Genomic DNA, 18,449 nt, shown 5'->3' with positions numbered 1-18,449 from the left:
CCTGTTGCTCCTGTTATTCCTGTCGCTCCCGTTGGACCTGTGTCGCCTGTTACTCCTGTCGCCCCCGTTGGGCCTGTGCCACCTGTTGCTCCTGTTGCCCCCGTCGGACCGGTTGGACCAACCTTAGGAACTGTCCCATCGCAACTAAAACAGCATGAATCAACATGTACACCATTTTGATTATTACACCCACAATATCCATTTATGTTATTGCTCCATGAAGACATGTTGATCACTTCCTTTACATTCGATTTTTTTAGCGCAATCACCGAATTAAAAACACCTATCTAAATAACAAAGAAATACTTTGCCTAGTGGGGGATAAAACACAGATTTCCTCCATACATTCTAGTAATTATTACATGCAATTCACTCTCCTTTTGCTTGTACTTTCGCCCCATCTCCACAGATTATTAACCATACACATTACGCTTTCGTACACAGCCAAGTTCCCATTTAAACTTTCCACATTCGCCAATCTTTTTAGTAAAGAGGATGATTCTTCATAAATAGCGACTATAATATATAAAAATCCATATAACTTGTTATTTTTAGTCAAAATTTTAAAAAAATATTGACACTTAAATTATCCTCATAGTATGATTTTGGTGTTGTAATTGATAACCATTTTCATTTATGGTGCTAGTTACAAAAAACACTTAATTTGGGGGCAGAAGATGAAGAAAATTCTCAGTATTTTCATAGTAGTTCTTCTATTCGCTGTTGGATGCGGACAGCAAAAAGAGGAGAAAAAGGAAACAAAAGCGGACAATAAAAATCAAGCTATAACAATTAAACACGCTGAAGGGGAAACAAAGTTAGATAAACCAGCGAAAAAAGTAGTTGTACTTGAGTGGGTATATTCAGAAGACTTATTAGCACTTGGTGTTCAGCCAGTAGGGATGGCAGACATTAAGAATTATAATAAATGGGTAAATACAAAAACAAAACCAAGTAAAGATGTTGTAGATGTAGGGACACGTCAACAACCAAACTTAGAAGAAATTAGCCGTTTAAAACCAGATTTAATTATCACAGCTTCATTCCGTGGTAAAGCAATTAAAAATGAATTAGAGCAAATTGCACCAACAGTTATGTTTGATCCATCAACAAGCAATAACGATCACTTTGCTGAAATGACAGAAACATTTAAACAAATTGCAAAAGCAGTTGGAAAAGAAGAAGAAGGTAAAAAAGTATTAGCTGATATGGATAAAGCCTTCGCTAATGCAAAAGCAAAAATTGAGAAAGCAGACTTAAAAGATAAAAACATCGCAATGGCACAAGCATTTACTGCTAAAAACGTACCAACATTCCGTATCTTAACTGACAATTCTTTAGCTTTACAAGTTACAAAAAAATTAGGTTTAACAAATACTTTTGAAGCAGGAAAATCTGAGCCAGATGGTTTCAAACAAACAACTGTAGAATCATTACAAAGTGTACAAGATTCAAACTTCATTTACATTGTAGCGGATGAAGATAACATTTTTGACACGCAACTAAAAGGCAACCCTGCTTGGGAAGAATTAAAGTTCAAAAAAGAAAACAAAATGTATAAATTAAAAGGCGACACTTGGATTTTCGGTGGTCCTGAGTCTGCAACATCTTTAGCAACACAAGTAGCAGATGTAATGACAGCGAAGAAGTGATTACACGATGAATAGCCTACAACATACACTTCGAGCAAGTCTTGTATTCGGAGGAGGAGCAGCTCTCTTGCTCCTCCTTTTCTTTATTCATATCGGACAAGGTCAAGCAAACATTTCCTATAGTATGATTATTGATGCTCTTATCTCACCGAACCAATCGCTAGAACATCAAACTTTAATCATGCTTCGATTACCTAGAGCTGTAATTGCCATTTTAGCTGGAGGTGCTCTTGCTGCATCTGGGGTTATTTTACAAACGTTAACGAAAAATCCACTTGCTGAATCCAGTACAATGGGTATTCACTCTGGCGCATATTTCTTTCTAGTAGCGGCTACAATTTTCTTACCAAAAGGCTTACAAATTAATTCTCTTCTGTTCACATTTATCGGCGGTGCTATTACTGCTTTATTTGTATACCGTATTTCTGGTGGAAAAAAGGGAACCCCACTTAGAATGGCATTAGCTGGGATGGTCGTTACATTAATGCTTTCTGCCTTTACCGGAACGATGCAACTGTTCTATGAAAATGAAACAGCTGGTTTATTTTTATGGGGAGCTGGCTCTCTTATTCAAAATAACTGGGATGGCGTTCAATTTGCTTTTCCATTTATCATTATTTCTTTCCTAGTTTTACTATTTATGTCTCGTAAACTCAACATTCTCTTACTTGGTGATGATGTTGCTGTTTCTCTTGGTGAAAAAACAGCAGTAACACGTCTTATCGCCTTCATTGCTGCAATCTTTTTAACAGCAGTAATTGTTACTGTTGTTGGACCAATTGGATTTGTCGGCTTAGTTGCACCTCATTTAATGCGCCTGATCGGATACCGTCAACACTTTACTCTTCTTCTCTCTTCTTTCTTATGGGGGGCAGTATTATTGCTTGGAGCAGATGTTGTCGGTAGACTAATAGATCCAACCGGTGCAGAACTTCCTGTCGGGGCAGTCACAGCAATGATTGGATCTCCTTGGCTTATTTACTTAGTCTATCGAATGATGAAGTCGAGACAATATATGAATGATAATGGTGCGAATGCAGCTGGAGCTAGCTCCAGCTATTACTCTTATAAAAAGGTAATCATTATATCTATCACACTTTGTATTGTGACGATTGCTCTTGGTGTTACAATCGGTAGTAACGCTTATATCGAAAGCATTACTAATGTTATATCAGGTCAATTAACACAATTTGACAAAAACATGATGATGAATCTTCGTTTACCAAGAATGCTCGTTGCCGCTATTGCTGGTGCATGCCTTGCAATAAGTGGGCTTGTTTTCCAAGGTATATTACGAAACCCACTTGCCGATCCTTCTATTATTGGTATTTCATCGGGAGCTGGTGTTGGTGCTTTAACTGTTATGTATGTCTTTCCTGCACTTCCTGGTTTCTTCCTACCAATTGGTGCATTTATTGGCGGACTACTTGCAGTTGGAATTGTCCTCTTCTTCTCATGGAAATCAGGGTTTAGCCCAACAGCTCTTGCCTTAATAGGGATTGGTATTTCTGCACTTGGCTCAGCAATTATTCAAATCTTTATCGTTAGAGCCAATTTGAATGTTGCCGCTGCTTTAACATGGTTATCTGGCAGTACGTATGCAAGAGGGTGGAATCACTTAGAAAATATCATTCTATATCCATCTCTAATTCTTGTATTCATTATCTTTTTCTTAATAAAACAACTTGACGTTCTCGTACTTGGAGACGATTTAGCAACTGGACTTGGGCAACCAGTAAATAAAACACGTCTTGCTCTGATTGTGCTAGCGACACTACTTGCATCAGTAAATATCGCTGCTGTCGGTACAATTGCCTTTTTAGGCCTTGTCGCACCTCACTTAGCAAGAATTGTTGTTGGTATGAATCATCAAAGACTATTCGTTTGCTCAGCACTGTTTGGAGCAATTCTTCTTTCCATTGCTGACTTACTCGGCCGAACAATTGCATATCCGAAAGAAATTCCTTCTGGACTTGTCGTTGCTGTACTTGGAGCACCTTATTTCTTATGGTTGATGAGGAAGAGTGGGAAGAAAGTTAATTAAAAAGGAGGCTTCGTTTTAGAAGCCTCCTTTTTATATACTAAATAAAGTGAAACTTTAATCAGTGGGGTTTTCTTCATCCCCACTGATTATTAACCCACACCAATCGGGCTTTTATGAGCAGTGGATCTCCCACCTAACTTCTTTGCTCCAGCCGAATCTTGAGGTGGGAATTTTACTGCAGGTGAATAGCGGGATAAATTACTCTGATCTCACTAATTTCACAGATTTAGTCCCTCCCATAAACTCATGATGTACAGTTAATGTGTTCTCCTCAAGTTTCAAATCAACCTTCTGTTTTCTTTCTCCCATTAAAAATACAAGCTCTATGGAAATAATCCCTTGGTCCACACTTAATATTCGAAAGTCTCCTATAGTAGTCCCTTTCCCAAAAATATTATGTTCCATAAATTCTCCGCCTGTTTTCTCACTATTAATAGATTCTATTTCCAACCCAACTGGCCTGTCTGTACTTTCTGATGACATCCAAGACCCCTTTAACTTTCCAATATCAGCCTCTTTTTTCTTTTCATTTTTTAACTCTTCCTCTTTTTTCTTGACTTCTGCTTGTTGAGTTAGTAAGCCATCGATTTGCTTATTCAGCTCTTGGGCCCGTTGATTTTCCGAAATAAATTGTTGATTTTGACCAGTATCGTTAAAAATTTTATTTACTATCCCTTTAGCCTCTTCATACTTTTTATCATTCTTTAACTTCTCTGCCTTTTCCAATTGACCTATATATTGACCTTTTAACTCTTTATGCTCTATAAGCAAATCTTTTTGTTCTTTCGCTTGATTTTGAAGGATTGTGGAACCATCTTTCATCTTTTCTACTTCTTGAAACAAACCTATTGCTTGTTCTATATTTCCACTCGATTTCTCTTTTATCGAACTTATCATCTTAGTAGTTTGGCCTTTTAATACCTTTGCTTCTTTATCATCCTTTTTCTCTTCTAATGCTAGCTCAAATGATGCTACTGCCGTGTCATATTCTTTACTCGCTAACGCCAATTTCCCTTGATCCATTGCTTTTTTATAGGTTTCATTGCTACATCCTACCATTAAAAATAAAATTATGATTCCTAAAATCAATCTTTTCATCATATCCCCCTAAATTAATATAATTCTATATACACTCAATAGTATCATAAAATTTATATATAAAATTTTAAATACTATCATTAAAACATAAAGGGAACTTGTCATTTCTTCTCGAACTTAATCTATGAACATAAGTAGAGGGGGATAACAATAATGTACCAAACAATTGAAGGCTTTTTACAATCATGGACATACGAAGCAGAGTCTACTCAGAAAATGCTTGATTCATTAACCGATGCATCTTTATCACAAGAGATTGCACCTGAACATTGGACTTTAGGAAGAGTTGCTTGGCATATCGTGACGGCAATTCCTGTTATACTATCTGGCACAGGGCTAAAGTTTGAAGGAGAATCGAAAGATTATCCTGTTCCAACTTCTGCAAAAACAATTGCAGATGAATACCGTAAAGTAAACGCGGCTTTTGTTGAAACACTTCAAAGTAAATGGACTGATAAAGACTTAGCTACTATTAATGACTTCTTTGGTCGCCCTATGCCGAATTCTATATTTTTAATGACACTCATTAATCATCAAAATCACCACCGCGGACAAATGACGGTTTTAATGCGACAAGCTGGCTTAACAGTTCCTGGCGTATATGGCCCTGCAAAAGAAGAATGGGCTGCGGCTGGAATGGAAGTTCCTAAAATGTAACGACAAAAAAGACAAGATGTTTACATATCTTGTCTTTTTCTGTAACTTGTTTCATGTGAAACTTTATAATGCATCTTCCCTCTCAATATTTTTAATTCCATAATAAGCAATCGCCACACCAATCACTGCAAATGCGAATTGAAGAGGAAGAAAGGTCGCTATAGGAAATATTGGTGGGTTATTAATTGCGATTAGCACAACGATAATAGACGAAACAATAGTAGTTGGCACTGAACGTTTACGCATTCCGAAGTATAGAGGAATTAAGCTTATTCCAGCAGTGGCAATGGCTAAAGGAACGAGATTTATCCCTTCTTGAATCAATTGATCTACTGCGAATGAATTAGGAAGAATCGAAAAATAACTATCTATTCCAATGAAAATTCCCACTACAAAAATATTAGATAAAATAACTGTTATGAATGTTAATATTGCTGTAATAGCCAACTTACTAATCATTATTTTCTTTCGATTAATTGGATAAGAAAACATCAATAATATTGTTTTGTTTTTATATTCATCAATTATTAACTTAGCTATTAGTACAGCGCCAAAAATAATAAATGTTGCTCTCACTATTGAACTAGCCATTAACAAAATCGCCTGCGGATCTCTTATTTCTGGATCTCCCTCTATTTGAGAAACGATGCTAACAAAAATCAATAATGCCAGTATAGCAAGATTTGCAATTACTGCTCTCTTCACGTACCAGCCAAGTTTAAATTTCTTCAGTTCTAGCTTCATAAGACGTAGCATGATGGTCCTCCCTCCTCCTAAGACTTAATCAATATAAATGACCCCTGTTTTACTTAAAATCTTCACTTCATTTTTTGCATCACCAATAGTTCCTTCTTTTATTTTTTCTGTACTTTTATCTTTCTTAAGTCCTTTTAAATCCACTATTACGTCAGCCGAATTACTTTTAGCCATAAGCTTCAATGATGCCGGGACACCTTTATACCGTACGCCAATATCCCCTGATTTTGTTTCTACAAATAATGACTTTCCTTCTGTCATATCTTTCAGTAATACTTCCCCAGATGTTGAATTGATGTTCATATTTTCATTTTTTACATTTTTTACATAATTATCTCCAGTAGTGGAAGTTATATTTACTTCTTGTAATAAACTATCTTTTAACATTAAATCTCCGCTTTCGGATGTAAATTCACCCTTCTCTGCCGATAATCCTGTAATCATTCCATCTCCAGATTTTCCTTTTGTCACGATGCTTTTTACTACTATATCGTTTATTTTCACATCACCCGATTTATTATTTAATACAATTTTATCTATTTCTTTCTTCGGAATCGCTATAGATATACTATTTTTCTTCCTAAACGTAAAACCATAAAAAAATCTGTGCACCTTTTGTTTTTGCCTAATCACAATTTTATTTTCATCATTTTCTATTTTGACGGGATCTATCTCTTTATCTGCTTGTTCACCTTGAGCGGAAATTACTATTTTATTAGCGTCTGTACTTTTAAATTCAAGATTCCAGTTTTCATTGTCCACTTCTATTTCTTTTATATGATTTATCTCAAAAGACTTTTCTTTCTTAAAATCTTTCCCCTGAAATACCTTAATACCAAAAACTACACTAGCAATTGTAATGAATAATATTGCAATTACTATCATTTTTTTCACTATTCATACCCCAGTTCGTTGTTGTTTTAAGCTTGCTTCACGCCACATCGATCTTGTCGATTTTACGATATGAAAGATAACTGATGAAAATTCCTAATAAACAGAGCACTATTGGGATAGCTATAAAATTAAACAGACTTACTTGACCGTTTCCAGGACCAAAGTTACTACTAATTAGCATTCCGATTATTACTGCAGAAGTAATTGTTGTGGGTGTCGATTTCTTTCTCATCCCAAAAAATAAAGGAATTAAACTTATACCAGATATCATAAATGCACTTATAAAAGTAGTTGGAACGATAGATATTATTTCACCTATCGTAGCTGGTGTTTCAATCAGTCCCATCATTGGACTCACAAAATATACAAGCAAACTGATACTGAAAGTAGCGATAATCGTGCTCACAAAACAAAAACAAAAAACAATTGTTAATTTCGCTCTCATTAGCATTTTTCGTTGCAATGGGTACATAAATAGTAGTTGCATTGTTTTGTTCTTATACTCATCAATTACTAAACGTGATAAAATGACCGAACTAAAAATAATGAATGTTATCCTAATAAAAGTGTTTATTAAAACCATTTGTTGCGTGAAGTCAAAGAAGAGCACGTCCCCCTCGGCTTTAATTCCCCACGCCATAAGGCTTACTGCAGCGAAAATTGCTATAATACAAATTGCTACCCCTTTAAAGTAACTAGATAATTTATGTTTCTTCCATTCGAGCTTTATTAATCTAAGCATACAAACCACTCCTCCATTCTTTATATAACTGTCTTTATGCTGCTAACATTCTAATTCCAGCAGTAACGAAGCTTAACGTTCCTATCACTAGTAGAATTAACAACCATTTCCGCTCTGGTTTTCTATAATATAAAATTCCACTTATTAGCATTACGATAAATCCACTTACCAGGTTCAGCCACAGTCCATTAAGCATGAATACCTTCTCCATCCATTACATTTAAGAAATATTCTTCTAAGGAACTATGTTTCTTATTAATACTTTCAATTTCCACATCGTTCATAATAAGTGCTTTTGAAATGGCTTGCTGTGTCACCGCCACTTCATAAACCCGAATCATGTTTCCGCTCATTATTTTGTAATTTTTTATACCAAGTTTATCTTCTAAAATATAAGCTGCACGTTTCACATCAGGAACAGTAATTTCAATATACTCTGTTTGTTTTCCGTTAATACTCTTCATTGAAACTTCTTTTATTAGTTTTCCATTTTGAATCACACCAATTGTATCCGCCATTAGTTCCATCTCACCTAAAATATGACTAGAAACTAATAATGTAATGCCATATTCTTTGCAGAGCATTTTAAATAACTCTCGTAACTCTTTAATACCAATTGGATCTAAACCGTTAATTGGTTCATCTAAAATGAGCAATTCTGGCTTTGTCACGATTGCCCTTGCAATACCGAGTCGTTGTTTCATTCCTAATGAAAAATCTTTTACTTTTTTATTATCTATCCCTTGTAGTTTCACTAAATGTAAAGCATGGTCAATTGCATTTTTATCGTAGTAGCCCATATATTCACAATGCAGGTCTAAGTTTTCTTTCGCCGTTAATTTATCATAAAAGATTGGGTATTCAATAATTGTCCCCATTCTTTTTAATACTTCATAAGATGTATCTGTTAATTTCTCACCGAAGATTTCAATATCACCACTCGTCGGTTTTATTAAATTTGTAATCATTTTCATAATCGTTGTTTTACCAGCACCGTTTGGTCCTAAAAAACCGTAAATTTCTCCTTTTTTCACATGCATGTTAACACTGGAAATAACTTCTTTCCCTTTAAACACTTTCGTTAACTGATTTGTTTTTAATATATATGTCATGTTACTTTCCCCTTTCGCAATACTCTATATTTCTATAATAGACAACGGAAATCTCTTTTTTCTTACCCGTTTCTTACAAATTCCTTACGCTGAAAAAAAGCTTGTAGAATCTACTGCTCTACAAGCTAAAACTGCATCTTTGTTAATACAATTGTAAAAATTGTTTTTTCATACGGTTTACTAGAAAGGTGAATTTTTCCGTCCATCGCTTCCACAAGCCGTTTCGTGATCGTTAATCCTAGACCGCTTCCTTGGTACAATCTATTTCTTGAATCTTCAAGTGTGTACATACGCTCAAATACTTTATCAATATGAGATTCATCAATCCCTTTTCCTTTATCCCATACGTCTATATACACACTCGTGTCATCATCTCTTAACGTCATACCAAGTGCCTTTCCATCGTCTCCATATGTAATCGCATTTGATATTAAATTATTCAATACCCTACCTAATACTTCTACATTTCCAAGTGCGTATATATTTCTTTCTGGTATATCAATATGAACCTGAAAACCTTTCGTCGTCACTAAATCATAAAAAGATAAAATCTTCTCGCGGCAAACTTCATTCATATTTACTTTTGTCATTTCAATTGCTTTGTCACCAGATTCTAATTTTGCCAAGTCAAAAAACTTATGAATTAACTCCATCACTTCTAGTGTTTTCGTATGCACTTTTTCAAGTAATATTTGTTGTTCTTCTTTATTTATCGTTTTATCCTTATTTAACATTTCTGTATATCCAAGAATAACTGTTAGTGGTGTTTTCAAGTCATGCGAAATATTTGAAAGCATTTTTCTCATCGAAATTTCTACTTTTGCATGATCTGCATTCGTTTTCTGTTTTGCATCTAATAATTGATTAATTGCCACTAATAATTTTTGCAATTCTAGATCATCTGTCATAACGAGTAACGTCTCGCCTGTTTTGTCATTTACAATACTTTCTAACTTTTCATATGTGTATCGTAAATTTTCACTACTATTTTTTCTCATTTTATATTGCATATAAATAACACATAACAATATAAAAATAATACCTATTAACAAATTGATCATATTACATTACTTCCAGCTTATAGCCGATGCCCCATAACGTTTTAATATATTCTGGATTAGATGGGTCACTTTCGATTTTCTCACGCAATCTTCTCATATGAACATTAATAACGTTATCGTCACCGTAATACTCTTCATTCCAAACTAACGTATATATTTGCGCTTTTGTAAATACTCGATTTTGGTTCTTTACGAATAGCTTTAAAATCTCAAATTCTTTTAAAGTAAGTTTGAGAGGCTTCCCGTTTTTTTCTACAGTAAAATTAATTGCATCAATTGTTAAATCACCAATTTGAATCATTTTTTCTATAGTTTCTGTAGCCGAGTATTTCGTAGACCTCCGAATACCTGCTTTTACACGTGCAGCCAATTCAATCATAGAAAACGGCTTACAAATGTAATCATCTGCTCCAAGTCCTAATCCGACAGCTTTATCAACATCTGTATCTTTTGCTGACATCATTAAAATCGGAACTGCACTTTTTTCACGAATAATACGTACAACCTCTAATCCATCTAGCTTCGGCATCATAATGTCGAGGATAATCAAATCAAATGAACCTTTTAAATATGTGTTCACGCCTTCCTCTCCATCAGACGCGATTGTAACTTGAAAGCCCTCTTTTATTAAATACTTTTCCACCATCTCTTGAATTGAAATATCATCTTCCACTAATAAAATATGATGTGACATATGTCTATCCCCTTTTTACAAACATTAACATGCTAATTGTATCGTAACGAATGAACACTGTGAAGAATAATATGAATTTTCAAACCAACTTCCCTTCCTTCCATAACAATGATATGATGAAATTTACTACGATAGTTCATAATTAACTTTATATAAAGGAGACTTATCATGTCAGAAAACAAAAAAGTAAGCTTAGCTGATTTAATGCGTGAACAACTTGCTAAGAAAAAGCAAGGAAATGGAAATGGTCAAAATGCAAAAAATCAAAACCAAGAAACGAAAAAATTACAAAACCAACAAACAAAGAAGACAAACAACCAACGTAGACGTACAGGTGTGTAAATGAACGGACAAAAACGTTCTAATATCGCACCCGGTCTTGAAGTTGATATTGTATTAAAACAAGATCAACGAACAGGCAAATTAACACGTGGCATTGTAAAAGATATTTTAACAAACTCCCCTTCCCATCCACATGGCATTAAAGTGCGATTGCAGGACGGGCAAGTCGGTAGAGTACAAAATATCGTTCAATAAGAAAAGGAGCTCAAGTAAACTCGAGCTCCTTTTCTTTATTAACCTTTAATTTTCTCGATGAAAACTACTTTTAAGTAGTCTCCTTCTTTAAATTGATCAATGGTACGGAAATCTTCTGGTAAAGAATGTTCTTCTAATATTTTATATTTGCCATTCATTTCTTTAAAGGCTGTATCGATAAAGCCTTTAAACTTTTTCATATCGAATGCACTACAATTTGTAGAAGCAACGATAATACCATTATTTTCTGTAATAGCAATTGTTTCTTTCAATAAATTTTTATAATCTTTTGCTGCACTAAATGTATATTTTTTTGATCGGGCGAAGCTTGGAGGATCAAGTACAACCATATCAAATTTCATCTTTTTCTTAGCTGCATATTTGAAGTAAAGAAATACATCTTCTACAATAATATCTTGTGCTTCATAATCAACTTCATTGACACTAAACTGCTCAATTGTTTTACTTAAACTACGATTTGCAAGGTCAACACTCGTCGTTTTACTCGCTCCGCCAAGCGCTGCAAATACAGAGAAAGCACCTGTATAAGAGAACATATTTAACACTGTTCTTCCCTTTGCATATTTGTCACGAATTTGTTTTCGAACGTTACGTTGATCTAAAAATACACCAACCATTGCCCCGTCATTTAAATAAACAGCGAAGTTCACACCGTTCTCTTTTACGATAAGCGGGAACTCACCGCGCTCTCCTGCTACGAAATCATCACCCTCAATATATTTCCCTTTCGTATCAAAACGCTTTTTCTCATAAATGCCTTTAAAGTTTGCTACTTTTTGCAGAGCTGCTATAATCTCATCTCTGAAAGTATAAATCCCTTCACTATACCAACTTACTACGTAGTAGCCGTCATAATAATCGATAATTAGTCCGCCAAGACCATCACCTTCACCGTTTAGGGCGCGGAATGCTGTCGTATCACTTGATTTATAAAATTGTTTTCGTTTATGTAAGGCAGATTTGATTTTACTTTCAAAGAAAGATTGATTAATTTGTTCACTCTCTTTTCTCGTTAAAATCCAGCCGTATCCTTTATTTTGTTTTCCATAATAACCTTTTCCGACAAAGTTGTTCTTCTCATCTACTACTTTGATGATTGTCCCTTCTTCACGAACATCGTTTAAATTTTGAATTGCATCTTTTAAAATAAGTGGATATCCACTTTTAATTTCTTTTATAAATTTCGGTTTTATTTTTATAGTTACTTCTGATTGCATATAATAACTTCCTTTCCATTTGCATGCTTTCTCTATAGGAAGCATTTAAAAAACAAGCCTGAAAAAACAGCCTCGTTTCACTATACCATATTATTGCTTTGCTAGTACAACTCGCTTATTCTCGCACTTAACCGCCACATATTTACTACGTTTTGAAATGGAAATCTCACTGTCCAAAATAATAGAAAAAAATTATATATTTCACATTTACCATTGACAATGATAATGATTTTCATTATCATTTAATGTATATGAGTTCTTGAAAATATAGCTACATTTATAGGAGGAATAAACATGATTATTGTTACAAATACAGCTAAAATTACAAAGGGAAATGGACATAAATTAATTGAGCGTTTTAATAAAGTAGGTAAAGTTGAAACGATGCCAGGCTTTTTAGGTCTAGAAGTTCTTTTAACGCAAAATACAGTTGATTATGATGAGGTAACAATTAGCACTCGATGGAATGCAAAAGAAGATTTCCAAGGTTGGACAAAGAGCGCCGCATTTAAAGATGCTCACTCACATCAAGGTGGAATGCCAGAATATATTCTTGATAATAAAATTGCTTACTATGATGTAAAAGTTGTACGTATGCCAATGGCTGCAGCACAGTAAAAACAGTTCTTTTTTAAAGTATAGAATATGAGAAGCGTTATCTATCACTTCTCATATTCTATACTTTTTTCTTTAATTTCTTTTTACTAACTTTGCGTGTACAACTAGCCTTCCAGCCTCTGGATCAAGCGCATAGTCACAAGTAGAAAGTGTTACGATTTCATCATTAGCCGTCAATTCCGTATCCGTTTTGTACAGTGATTTTTCTTGAACTTCCTTTAAGAACGATGTATATGCTGCATCATTTTCAAAATCCGTTTCAATGTAATAAAAGTCCGTTGTTGTCGTGTATACTGAAAAAACTTCAACGTCGTATCCTTCAAATAATGTATCGTAATATAATTTACGATGGGACATGAAAAAGTCTTCATCCAACATTTTTTTTAAACTACCAAACATAGAACCGTCTTTCATACGATGGCCATATAAAATCGTATTTCGATTTTGAGATTTCACATCATTACGATGGTCCATAAAAATGCTTCCCGCTCTCATATCTTCACCTTTATAATTACGAAACAAATAGTAATCATTATCTTTTGCTTGAACGATTGGATAATTAATTTGTGTATCATCCATCGTAATCCATCCGACTATCTCTGGATTAATTTTCTGGAGATCCTGAAACTGTTTACGTACCTCTCCGTCTTCCGATTTTTCTTCCATTGGACTTCTTTTATAAATATGTTGTGCCTCAGCCATTACTTTACGATTTTCATAATAATCCATGAAAATCCCACCCAACTCATACATTGAATAGAAAAAGACTCCTAAAAACGCAATTGTAAGTATGCGTTGAAAAAAAGAATTCTTTTTCCGTCCGTTCTTGCTATTCAAATTATCACCTCAAAACGGATTATACTCAGCCTTTAGATTCCCATAGGTACCATATACAATCCAGTATCTTCATCCTGCTTTACAATGACATCTACACCATATATTGCTTTAACCATCTCTTCTGTTATTACATCATTAGGATTACCTTTCGTAATGATCTCTCCATCTTTCATAACGATAATATGGTCGCTATAACGAATGGCTTGATTAATATCATGTAATACCATTACAATCGTTAATCCATACACTTCATTTAACTCTTTCACTAATTCTAATATTTCTAGCTGATAGTAAATATCTAAATAGGTTGTCGGTTCATCTAAGAAAATCATTGGTGTATTTTGAGCTAATGTCATTGCGATCCAAACTCGCTGCCTCTCTCCACCGGATAAAGCATAGATTGGCTTATCACGCTTACTTTGTAAATTCGTACATACTAGTGCACGCTCTATCGCTTCTCTATCTTCATCTGTTTGCGGAGAGAAAATATTTTTATATGGCATACGTCCAAAGCTTATTAGCTTTTCCACTGTAATATCTGCTGGAGCCTCATTTTGTTGGTGGACAACTGCTAGCTTTCTAGCAAGCTCTTTCGGTTTATATTCACTAATCGCTTTCCCATCAAGTATTACTTCTCCACTGCTAGGAACGTGATTTCTAGACATGACACTAAGTAATGTTGATTTCCCGCATCCATTCGGGCCAATGATTGTTGTAATTTTCCCAATTTCTATTTCACTACTAACAGACTTTAAACGATTTGTTACGTTATCGTATGAAAAGGTTACATTTTTAATTTCCATGAACTTTATCACTCTTTCTAAGCAAGAATATTAAGAATGGACCACCAATAACCGCCATAATTGTTGCTGCTGGAATTTCATTAGGTGGCACAATTAACCTTCCAATCGTATCCGCTGTCAAAATTAATAACGCCCCTGCAAGAGCAGAAAATGGAATTAATACTTTATGGTCTGAACCGACCAATTGTCTTGAAATATGCGGAACTAGTAATCCTACAAAAGCAATAACACCTGCAATCGCTGTTGATACTGCCGCTAAGAGTACTGCAATGGCAGAAATAATAAGACGAACTCTCGTCACGTGCAAGCCTAAGTTTTTCGCAGTCTTATCTTGTAGCGATAATAAGTTACACCAAGCTCCTACGAACAGAGCAAGAATAAGACCAATCGTTCCATAAGTCACCATTATTTCTACATCGCCCCACGTCTTCATTGTTATGTTAGAAGTCGTCGTTTGCTTAATACTTTTAATAAAATACCCACAAATCGTAACGAATGATTCATTTAATCCAGTAAACATCGCATTAATAGCAATACCAATTAAAATAATGCGAAGTGGGCTTAACCCTGACTTCCATGAAAACGAATAAACGAGATAACACGCAAGCGCACCACCTAAAAAGGCGAATACGGGGGTCCAGAAAAAGAATTGCGGGAACAAAGTAATAATAACGAGTGTCATAAAACTTGCTCCTGAAGATATACCGATTACCCCAGCATCAGCGAGTGGATTCTTCATAACAGCTTGAAAAAGCACCCCTGAAACAGCAAGAGCCGCTCCAGTGAACAGCGCAATAATAATACGCGGGAAACGTAAATCTTTAATGACTTCAACATCTTCATTTCCACCTGTAAATATCCCTTGTACAAGTTCAACAATACCTACTTCTAAACTCCCTTTCATCGCTGACAATGATGTCATAACAATGAGCAATGCAGTAACAATGAGGAAACTCCAAGTTTTTTTATTCATTCTACTCTTCCTTTATATTAAAATGCATCACGGATACATCATTTTTTTCAATTCATCTAAAGCTTCAATTGCTGCTAAATTGCCTGTCGTTCCAAATAAACGCTCTTCTAAATCATAAACACGGTTATTTTTAACCGCAGCAAAGTGTTTCCAAATATCATTTGTTTTAAATTCTTTATCAAACATTTTTACAACCTCATCAGGCATACCATGAGCTGCTCGTAAAATAATATCTGGATCGGCTTTCTTTAAATACTCTGTATTAGAAGCTAAATATTCTACTTGTTCACCTTGCACAATATTTTTACCACCTAATTGTTTCACTAAATCTCCAATATAAGAATGCTCTGTTGCTACTAAATAACTTCCCGGCACACCTAATAAAATAAGCACTGTCGGTTCTTTCTTTCCTTTTACTTCCTTTTGAATGCTAGCAACCTTTTTATCTAACTTAGTTACTACTGCTTCAGCCTGTTTTTCACGTCCATATTTCTTACCTAAATCGCTAATAGAACTTTGCATATTTTTTAAACTCGTTAAATCTAAAAAGGTTGCTTTCATACCCACACCATCAAAAACTGGCTTTAATTCGTATTCAAGTGTTGTCACAGATAACACTTCTGAAGGCTTTAATGACTTTACCTTTTCCATATCTGGACTCATTGGATTCCCAACTTCAGGTAAACCTTTATATCGCTTTGGTAAAGTTTTAGAACTTGTTGGAACACCGACTAAATCTACTTCTAACGCATCCATAATTTCAGTAACAGCCACTGTTGTTGCAACAACGCGCTCCTTACTCTCACTCTTTACCTGCTTTGCTGTTTCTTTTTTTGGTGATGAGCACCCTGCTATACTCATTAACAAAATGATAGCCATTAGTACACTTACGATTTTCTTCACTCTCAATCACCACTCCCTTCCATACAATATGAAACAAGTCTTGATGCACGCGAACATGCATCAAGACTCCAAAAATTACAATCTACCTGCTCTATATTTACGAACTAGTAAAGCAAGTGAACCTAGCAGTAACACCATGTATAAACCAAGTTGTGCTGTATCTGCAGTTTTTGAGTTTTTCTCTTTTTTCGAATCATTTTTTGTATCTTCTTTTTTCTTCTGACCATCTGCATTTCGGTTAAAATCAGGAGTACCTACTGTTTTTATATTATCTACTTTCGGTGTAGTCACTGGATTTTTCGGTTCATTTTTCGGTTCCTCTTTAATAGTTCCTAACGCGCCGATATTATTTGTATCAAATTGAATTTGTACATCGTAGAAATGATGGTAGTTCATCTCATCGATGTCTACCTTTACTTTTGCGTTTAATTTTTTAAATAGATCTTCTACTTCAAACTGTACTACTCGCGTATTTGCATTTTTATCTTCGCTTACTACTTTCGCATCAGCGAATAGTTCCTTGTTTTCCGTTTGGAATTTCGTAATCCACGCACTATTTTTCAGCGTCATCTCAATGTATTTTTTACCATCTTTTACGATTAATTTCGCTGGATTTACAACATAGTCATTCATCTTTGAAATCTCATCTGTTTTATCTTTTAATACTTTAAATGTAATATCATATTGGCCATCTACTAAATTTTTCGGATCAACTATTACTTTCGGGTTATTATTTCCACCTTGGTTGTCATTCCCGTCTTGGTTGTCGTTTCCACCTTGGTTGTCATTCCCGCCTTGGTTGTCGTTTCCTCCTTGGTTGTCGTTTCCACCTTGATTCCCTAAAGCTTTAATACTGTCTTGATCAAATACAAATTGAACATCGTAGAAATGGTGATAATTCATTGAATCAATATCTACTTTTACTTTTGTATTTAATTTTTTAGACAAATCGTTTACTTCTACTTCTACTACTCTTGTATTTTGTTCTTTATTTTCACTTAACACTTTTGCATTAACGAAAGAACCATTCTTCTCAAATTCAAATTTCGTAATCCATGTACTATTTGTTAATGTAAACGATACGTATTTCTTACCATCTTTTACTTTTAATACACCTGGGCTTTTTGTGTATGTGTTCATCATTGAGATTTCATCTGTTTGATCTTTTAACACTTTAAAGCCAATGCTGTATTCACCATCTTTAAGAGCTTTTGGATCAATTGTTGTGTTATTATCTTGGTTATTGTTTCCACCCTGATTGTCGTTTCCGCCTTGATTGTCGTTTCCGCCTTGATTGTTGTTTCCACCTTGGTTGTTGTTTCCGCCTTGATTGTCGTTTCCACCTTGGTTGTTGTTTCCGCCTTGATTGTCGTTTCCACCTTGGTTGTTGTTTCCGCCTTGGTTATCTAACGGCTTAATGCTACCTTTATCAAATGCAAATTGAATATCGTAAAAATGGTGATAATTCATTGAATCGATATCTACTTTTACTTTTGCATTTAACTTTTTCGATAAATCTGGTACTTCTACTTCCACTACGCGTGTATCAACTTTTTTATCTTCACTTATTACATTTGCATCAACAAACGAACCATTTTTCTCAAATTCAAATTTTGTAATCCAAGAACTGTTCGTTAACGTAAATGATACATACTTCTTACCATCTTTTACTTTTAGCACACCTGGACTTTTTGTATATGTGTTCATCATTGAAATTTCGTCTGTTTGATCTTTTAACGCTTTAAAATTGATGCTGTATTCACCATCTTTAATTGTTTCAGCATCTGGTTTTTCTGCTTCTGGTTTTTCTACTTCTGGTTTTTCTACTTC

Annotated in this window: 20 protein-coding genes and 1 pseudogene; 6 read left to right on the top strand and 15 right to left on the bottom strand. The window is 34.7% G+C overall.

What is annotated here, in order from left to right; all coding sequences use genetic code 11:
- Nucleotides 1-227, bottom strand: a pseudogene (locus C4S65_RS02130) (collagen-like protein); the annotation flags it as partial.
- 450 nt (nt 228-677) lie between these two features.
- Here C4S65_RS02130 and C4S65_RS02125 point away from each other — a divergent pair.
- Together C4S65_RS02125 and fhuB are read left to right on the top strand one after the other, a co-directional pair.
- A complete protein-coding gene (locus tag C4S65_RS02125; protein ID WP_000722822.1) occupies nt 678-1,652 on the top strand; it encodes an iron-siderophore ABC transporter substrate-binding protein in 975 nt (324 codons plus the stop codon).
- Between the two features lie 7 nt (nt 1,653-1,659).
- The gene (fhuB, locus tag C4S65_RS02120; RefSeq protein WP_001087106.1) at nt 1,660-3,696 is read left to right on the top strand and encodes a Fe(3+)-hydroxamate ABC transporter permease FhuB; all 2,037 of its coding nucleotides are present in this window, start codon (nt 1,660-1,662) and stop codon (nt 3,694-3,696) included.
- A gap of 198 nt (nt 3,697-3,894) precedes the next feature.
- On the opposite strand, the gene C4S65_RS02115 is transcribed toward fhuB, so the two are convergent.
- Complete coding sequence (locus C4S65_RS02115; protein ID WP_086405865.1) at nt 3,895-4,794, bottom strand: hypothetical protein; 900 nt, start codon at nt 4,792-4,794, stop codon at nt 3,895-3,897.
- A gap of 153 nt (nt 4,795-4,947) precedes the next feature.
- On the opposite strand from C4S65_RS02115, the gene C4S65_RS02110 reads away from it, so the two are divergent.
- A complete protein-coding gene (locus C4S65_RS02110) occupies nt 4,948-5,451 on the top strand; it encodes a DinB family protein (RefSeq protein WP_000284974.1) in 504 nt (167 codons plus the stop codon).
- A gap of 63 nt (nt 5,452-5,514) precedes the next feature.
- Here C4S65_RS02110 and C4S65_RS02105 read toward each other — a convergent pair whose 3' ends face one another.
- From C4S65_RS02105 to C4S65_RS02075, 7 genes are all read right to left on the bottom strand, one after another.
- Nucleotides 5,515-6,207 (bottom strand): ABC transporter permease, encoded by a 693-nt coding sequence (locus C4S65_RS02105; RefSeq protein WP_000945192.1) that lies wholly within the window; start codon nt 6,205-6,207, stop codon nt 5,515-5,517.
- Nucleotides 6,208-6,231: 24 nt separating this feature from the next.
- Nucleotides 6,232-7,101: a DUF4097 family beta strand repeat-containing protein gene (locus C4S65_RS02100; protein WP_086405864.1), complete on the bottom strand. Its 870-nt coding sequence runs from the start codon at nt 7,099-7,101 to the stop codon at nt 6,232-6,234.
- A 37-nt stretch (nt 7,102-7,138) separates the two neighbouring features.
- Nucleotides 7,139-7,843 carry an ABC transporter permease gene (locus C4S65_RS02095; protein WP_016080134.1) on the bottom strand — a complete coding sequence of 235 codons (705 nt, stop codon included), beginning with the start codon at nt 7,841-7,843 and terminating at the stop codon, nt 7,139-7,141.
- A 34-nt stretch (nt 7,844-7,877) separates the two neighbouring features.
- Nucleotides 7,878-8,039: a hypothetical protein gene (locus tag C4S65_RS34230; protein ID WP_016080133.1), complete on the bottom strand. Its 162-nt coding sequence runs from the start codon at nt 8,037-8,039 to the stop codon at nt 7,878-7,880.
- The gene (locus C4S65_RS02085) at nt 8,032-8,955 is read right to left on the bottom strand and encodes an ABC transporter ATP-binding protein (RefSeq protein WP_016080132.1); all 924 of its coding nucleotides are present in this window, start codon (nt 8,953-8,955) and stop codon (nt 8,032-8,034) included. The genes C4S65_RS34230 and C4S65_RS02085 overlap by 8 nt, the downstream gene beginning before the upstream one ends.
- Before the next feature lie 125 nt (nt 8,956-9,080).
- Nucleotides 9,081-10,016 carry a HAMP domain-containing histidine kinase gene (locus C4S65_RS02080; protein ID WP_086405863.1) on the bottom strand — a complete coding sequence of 312 codons (936 nt, stop codon included), beginning with the start codon at nt 10,014-10,016 and terminating at the stop codon, nt 9,081-9,083.
- Between the two features lies 1 nt (nt 10,017).
- On the bottom strand, nt 10,018-10,710 hold the full coding sequence (locus C4S65_RS02075) for a response regulator transcription factor (RefSeq protein WP_016080130.1): 693 nt from the start codon (nt 10,708-10,710) through the stop codon (nt 10,018-10,020).
- 168 nt (nt 10,711-10,878) lie between these two features.
- Here C4S65_RS02075 and C4S65_RS34225 point away from each other — a divergent pair, with 168 nt between their 5' ends.
- Both C4S65_RS34225 and C4S65_RS02065 read left to right on the top strand, forming a co-directional pair.
- Nucleotides 10,879-11,052 (top strand): hypothetical protein, encoded by a 174-nt coding sequence (locus C4S65_RS34225; RefSeq protein ID WP_001293576.1) that lies wholly within the window; start codon nt 10,879-10,881, stop codon nt 11,050-11,052.
- Complete coding sequence (locus C4S65_RS02065; RefSeq protein WP_001014310.1) at nt 11,053-11,247, top strand: YwbE family protein; 195 nt, start codon at nt 11,053-11,055, stop codon at nt 11,245-11,247.
- A gap of 38 nt (nt 11,248-11,285) precedes the next feature.
- Here the strand turns inward: C4S65_RS02065 and C4S65_RS02060 are convergent, their stop codons facing one another.
- Entirely contained in the window at nt 11,286-12,485 is a 1,200-nt protein-coding gene (locus tag C4S65_RS02060) for a class I SAM-dependent rRNA methyltransferase (RefSeq protein ID WP_061666237.1), read from the bottom strand.
- 294 nt (nt 12,486-12,779) lie between these two features.
- On the opposite strand from C4S65_RS02060, the gene isdG reads away from it, so the two are divergent.
- Entirely contained in the window at nt 12,780-13,103 is a 324-nt protein-coding gene (isdG, locus tag C4S65_RS02055) for a heme oxygenase (protein WP_000587818.1), read from the top strand.
- Between the two features lie 72 nt (nt 13,104-13,175).
- On the opposite strand, the gene srtB is transcribed toward isdG, so the two are convergent.
- From srtB to C4S65_RS35060, 5 genes are all read right to left on the bottom strand, one after another.
- Nucleotides 13,176-13,940 carry a class B sortase gene (srtB, locus tag C4S65_RS02050; RefSeq protein ID WP_061666236.1) on the bottom strand — a complete coding sequence of 255 codons (765 nt, stop codon included), beginning with the start codon at nt 13,938-13,940 and terminating at the stop codon, nt 13,176-13,178.
- Between the two features lie 32 nt (nt 13,941-13,972).
- The gene (locus C4S65_RS02045; RefSeq protein WP_061666235.1) at nt 13,973-14,743 is read right to left on the bottom strand and encodes an ABC transporter ATP-binding protein; all 771 of its coding nucleotides are present in this window, start codon (nt 14,741-14,743) and stop codon (nt 13,973-13,975) included.
- Nucleotides 14,733-15,716, bottom strand: coding sequence for an iron ABC transporter permease (locus C4S65_RS02040; RefSeq protein WP_001036848.1), 984 nt, complete (start codon nt 15,714-15,716; stop codon nt 14,733-14,735). The genes C4S65_RS02045 and C4S65_RS02040 overlap by 11 nt, the downstream gene beginning before the upstream one ends.
- A gap of 27 nt (nt 15,717-15,743) precedes the next feature.
- Nucleotides 15,744-16,625 (bottom strand): heme ABC transporter substrate-binding protein IsdE, encoded by an 882-nt coding sequence (gene isdE / locus C4S65_RS02035; protein WP_001264110.1) that lies wholly within the window; start codon nt 16,623-16,625, stop codon nt 15,744-15,746.
- Nucleotides 16,626-16,694: 69 nt separating this feature from the next.
- A partial coding sequence (locus tag C4S65_RS35060) for an NEAT domain-containing protein (RefSeq protein WP_258043819.1) occupies nt 16,695-18,449 on the bottom strand: 1,755 nt, incomplete at its 5' end.

Origin of the sequence: Bacillus sp. ok061 (assembly GCF_900108285.1) — a bacterium.
In the GTDB taxonomy this organism is placed as follows: Bacteria; Bacillota; Bacilli; order Bacillales; family Bacillaceae_G; genus Bacillus_A; species Bacillus_A thuringiensis_S.
This window is presented reverse-complemented; position numbering and strand designations above follow the sequence as displayed.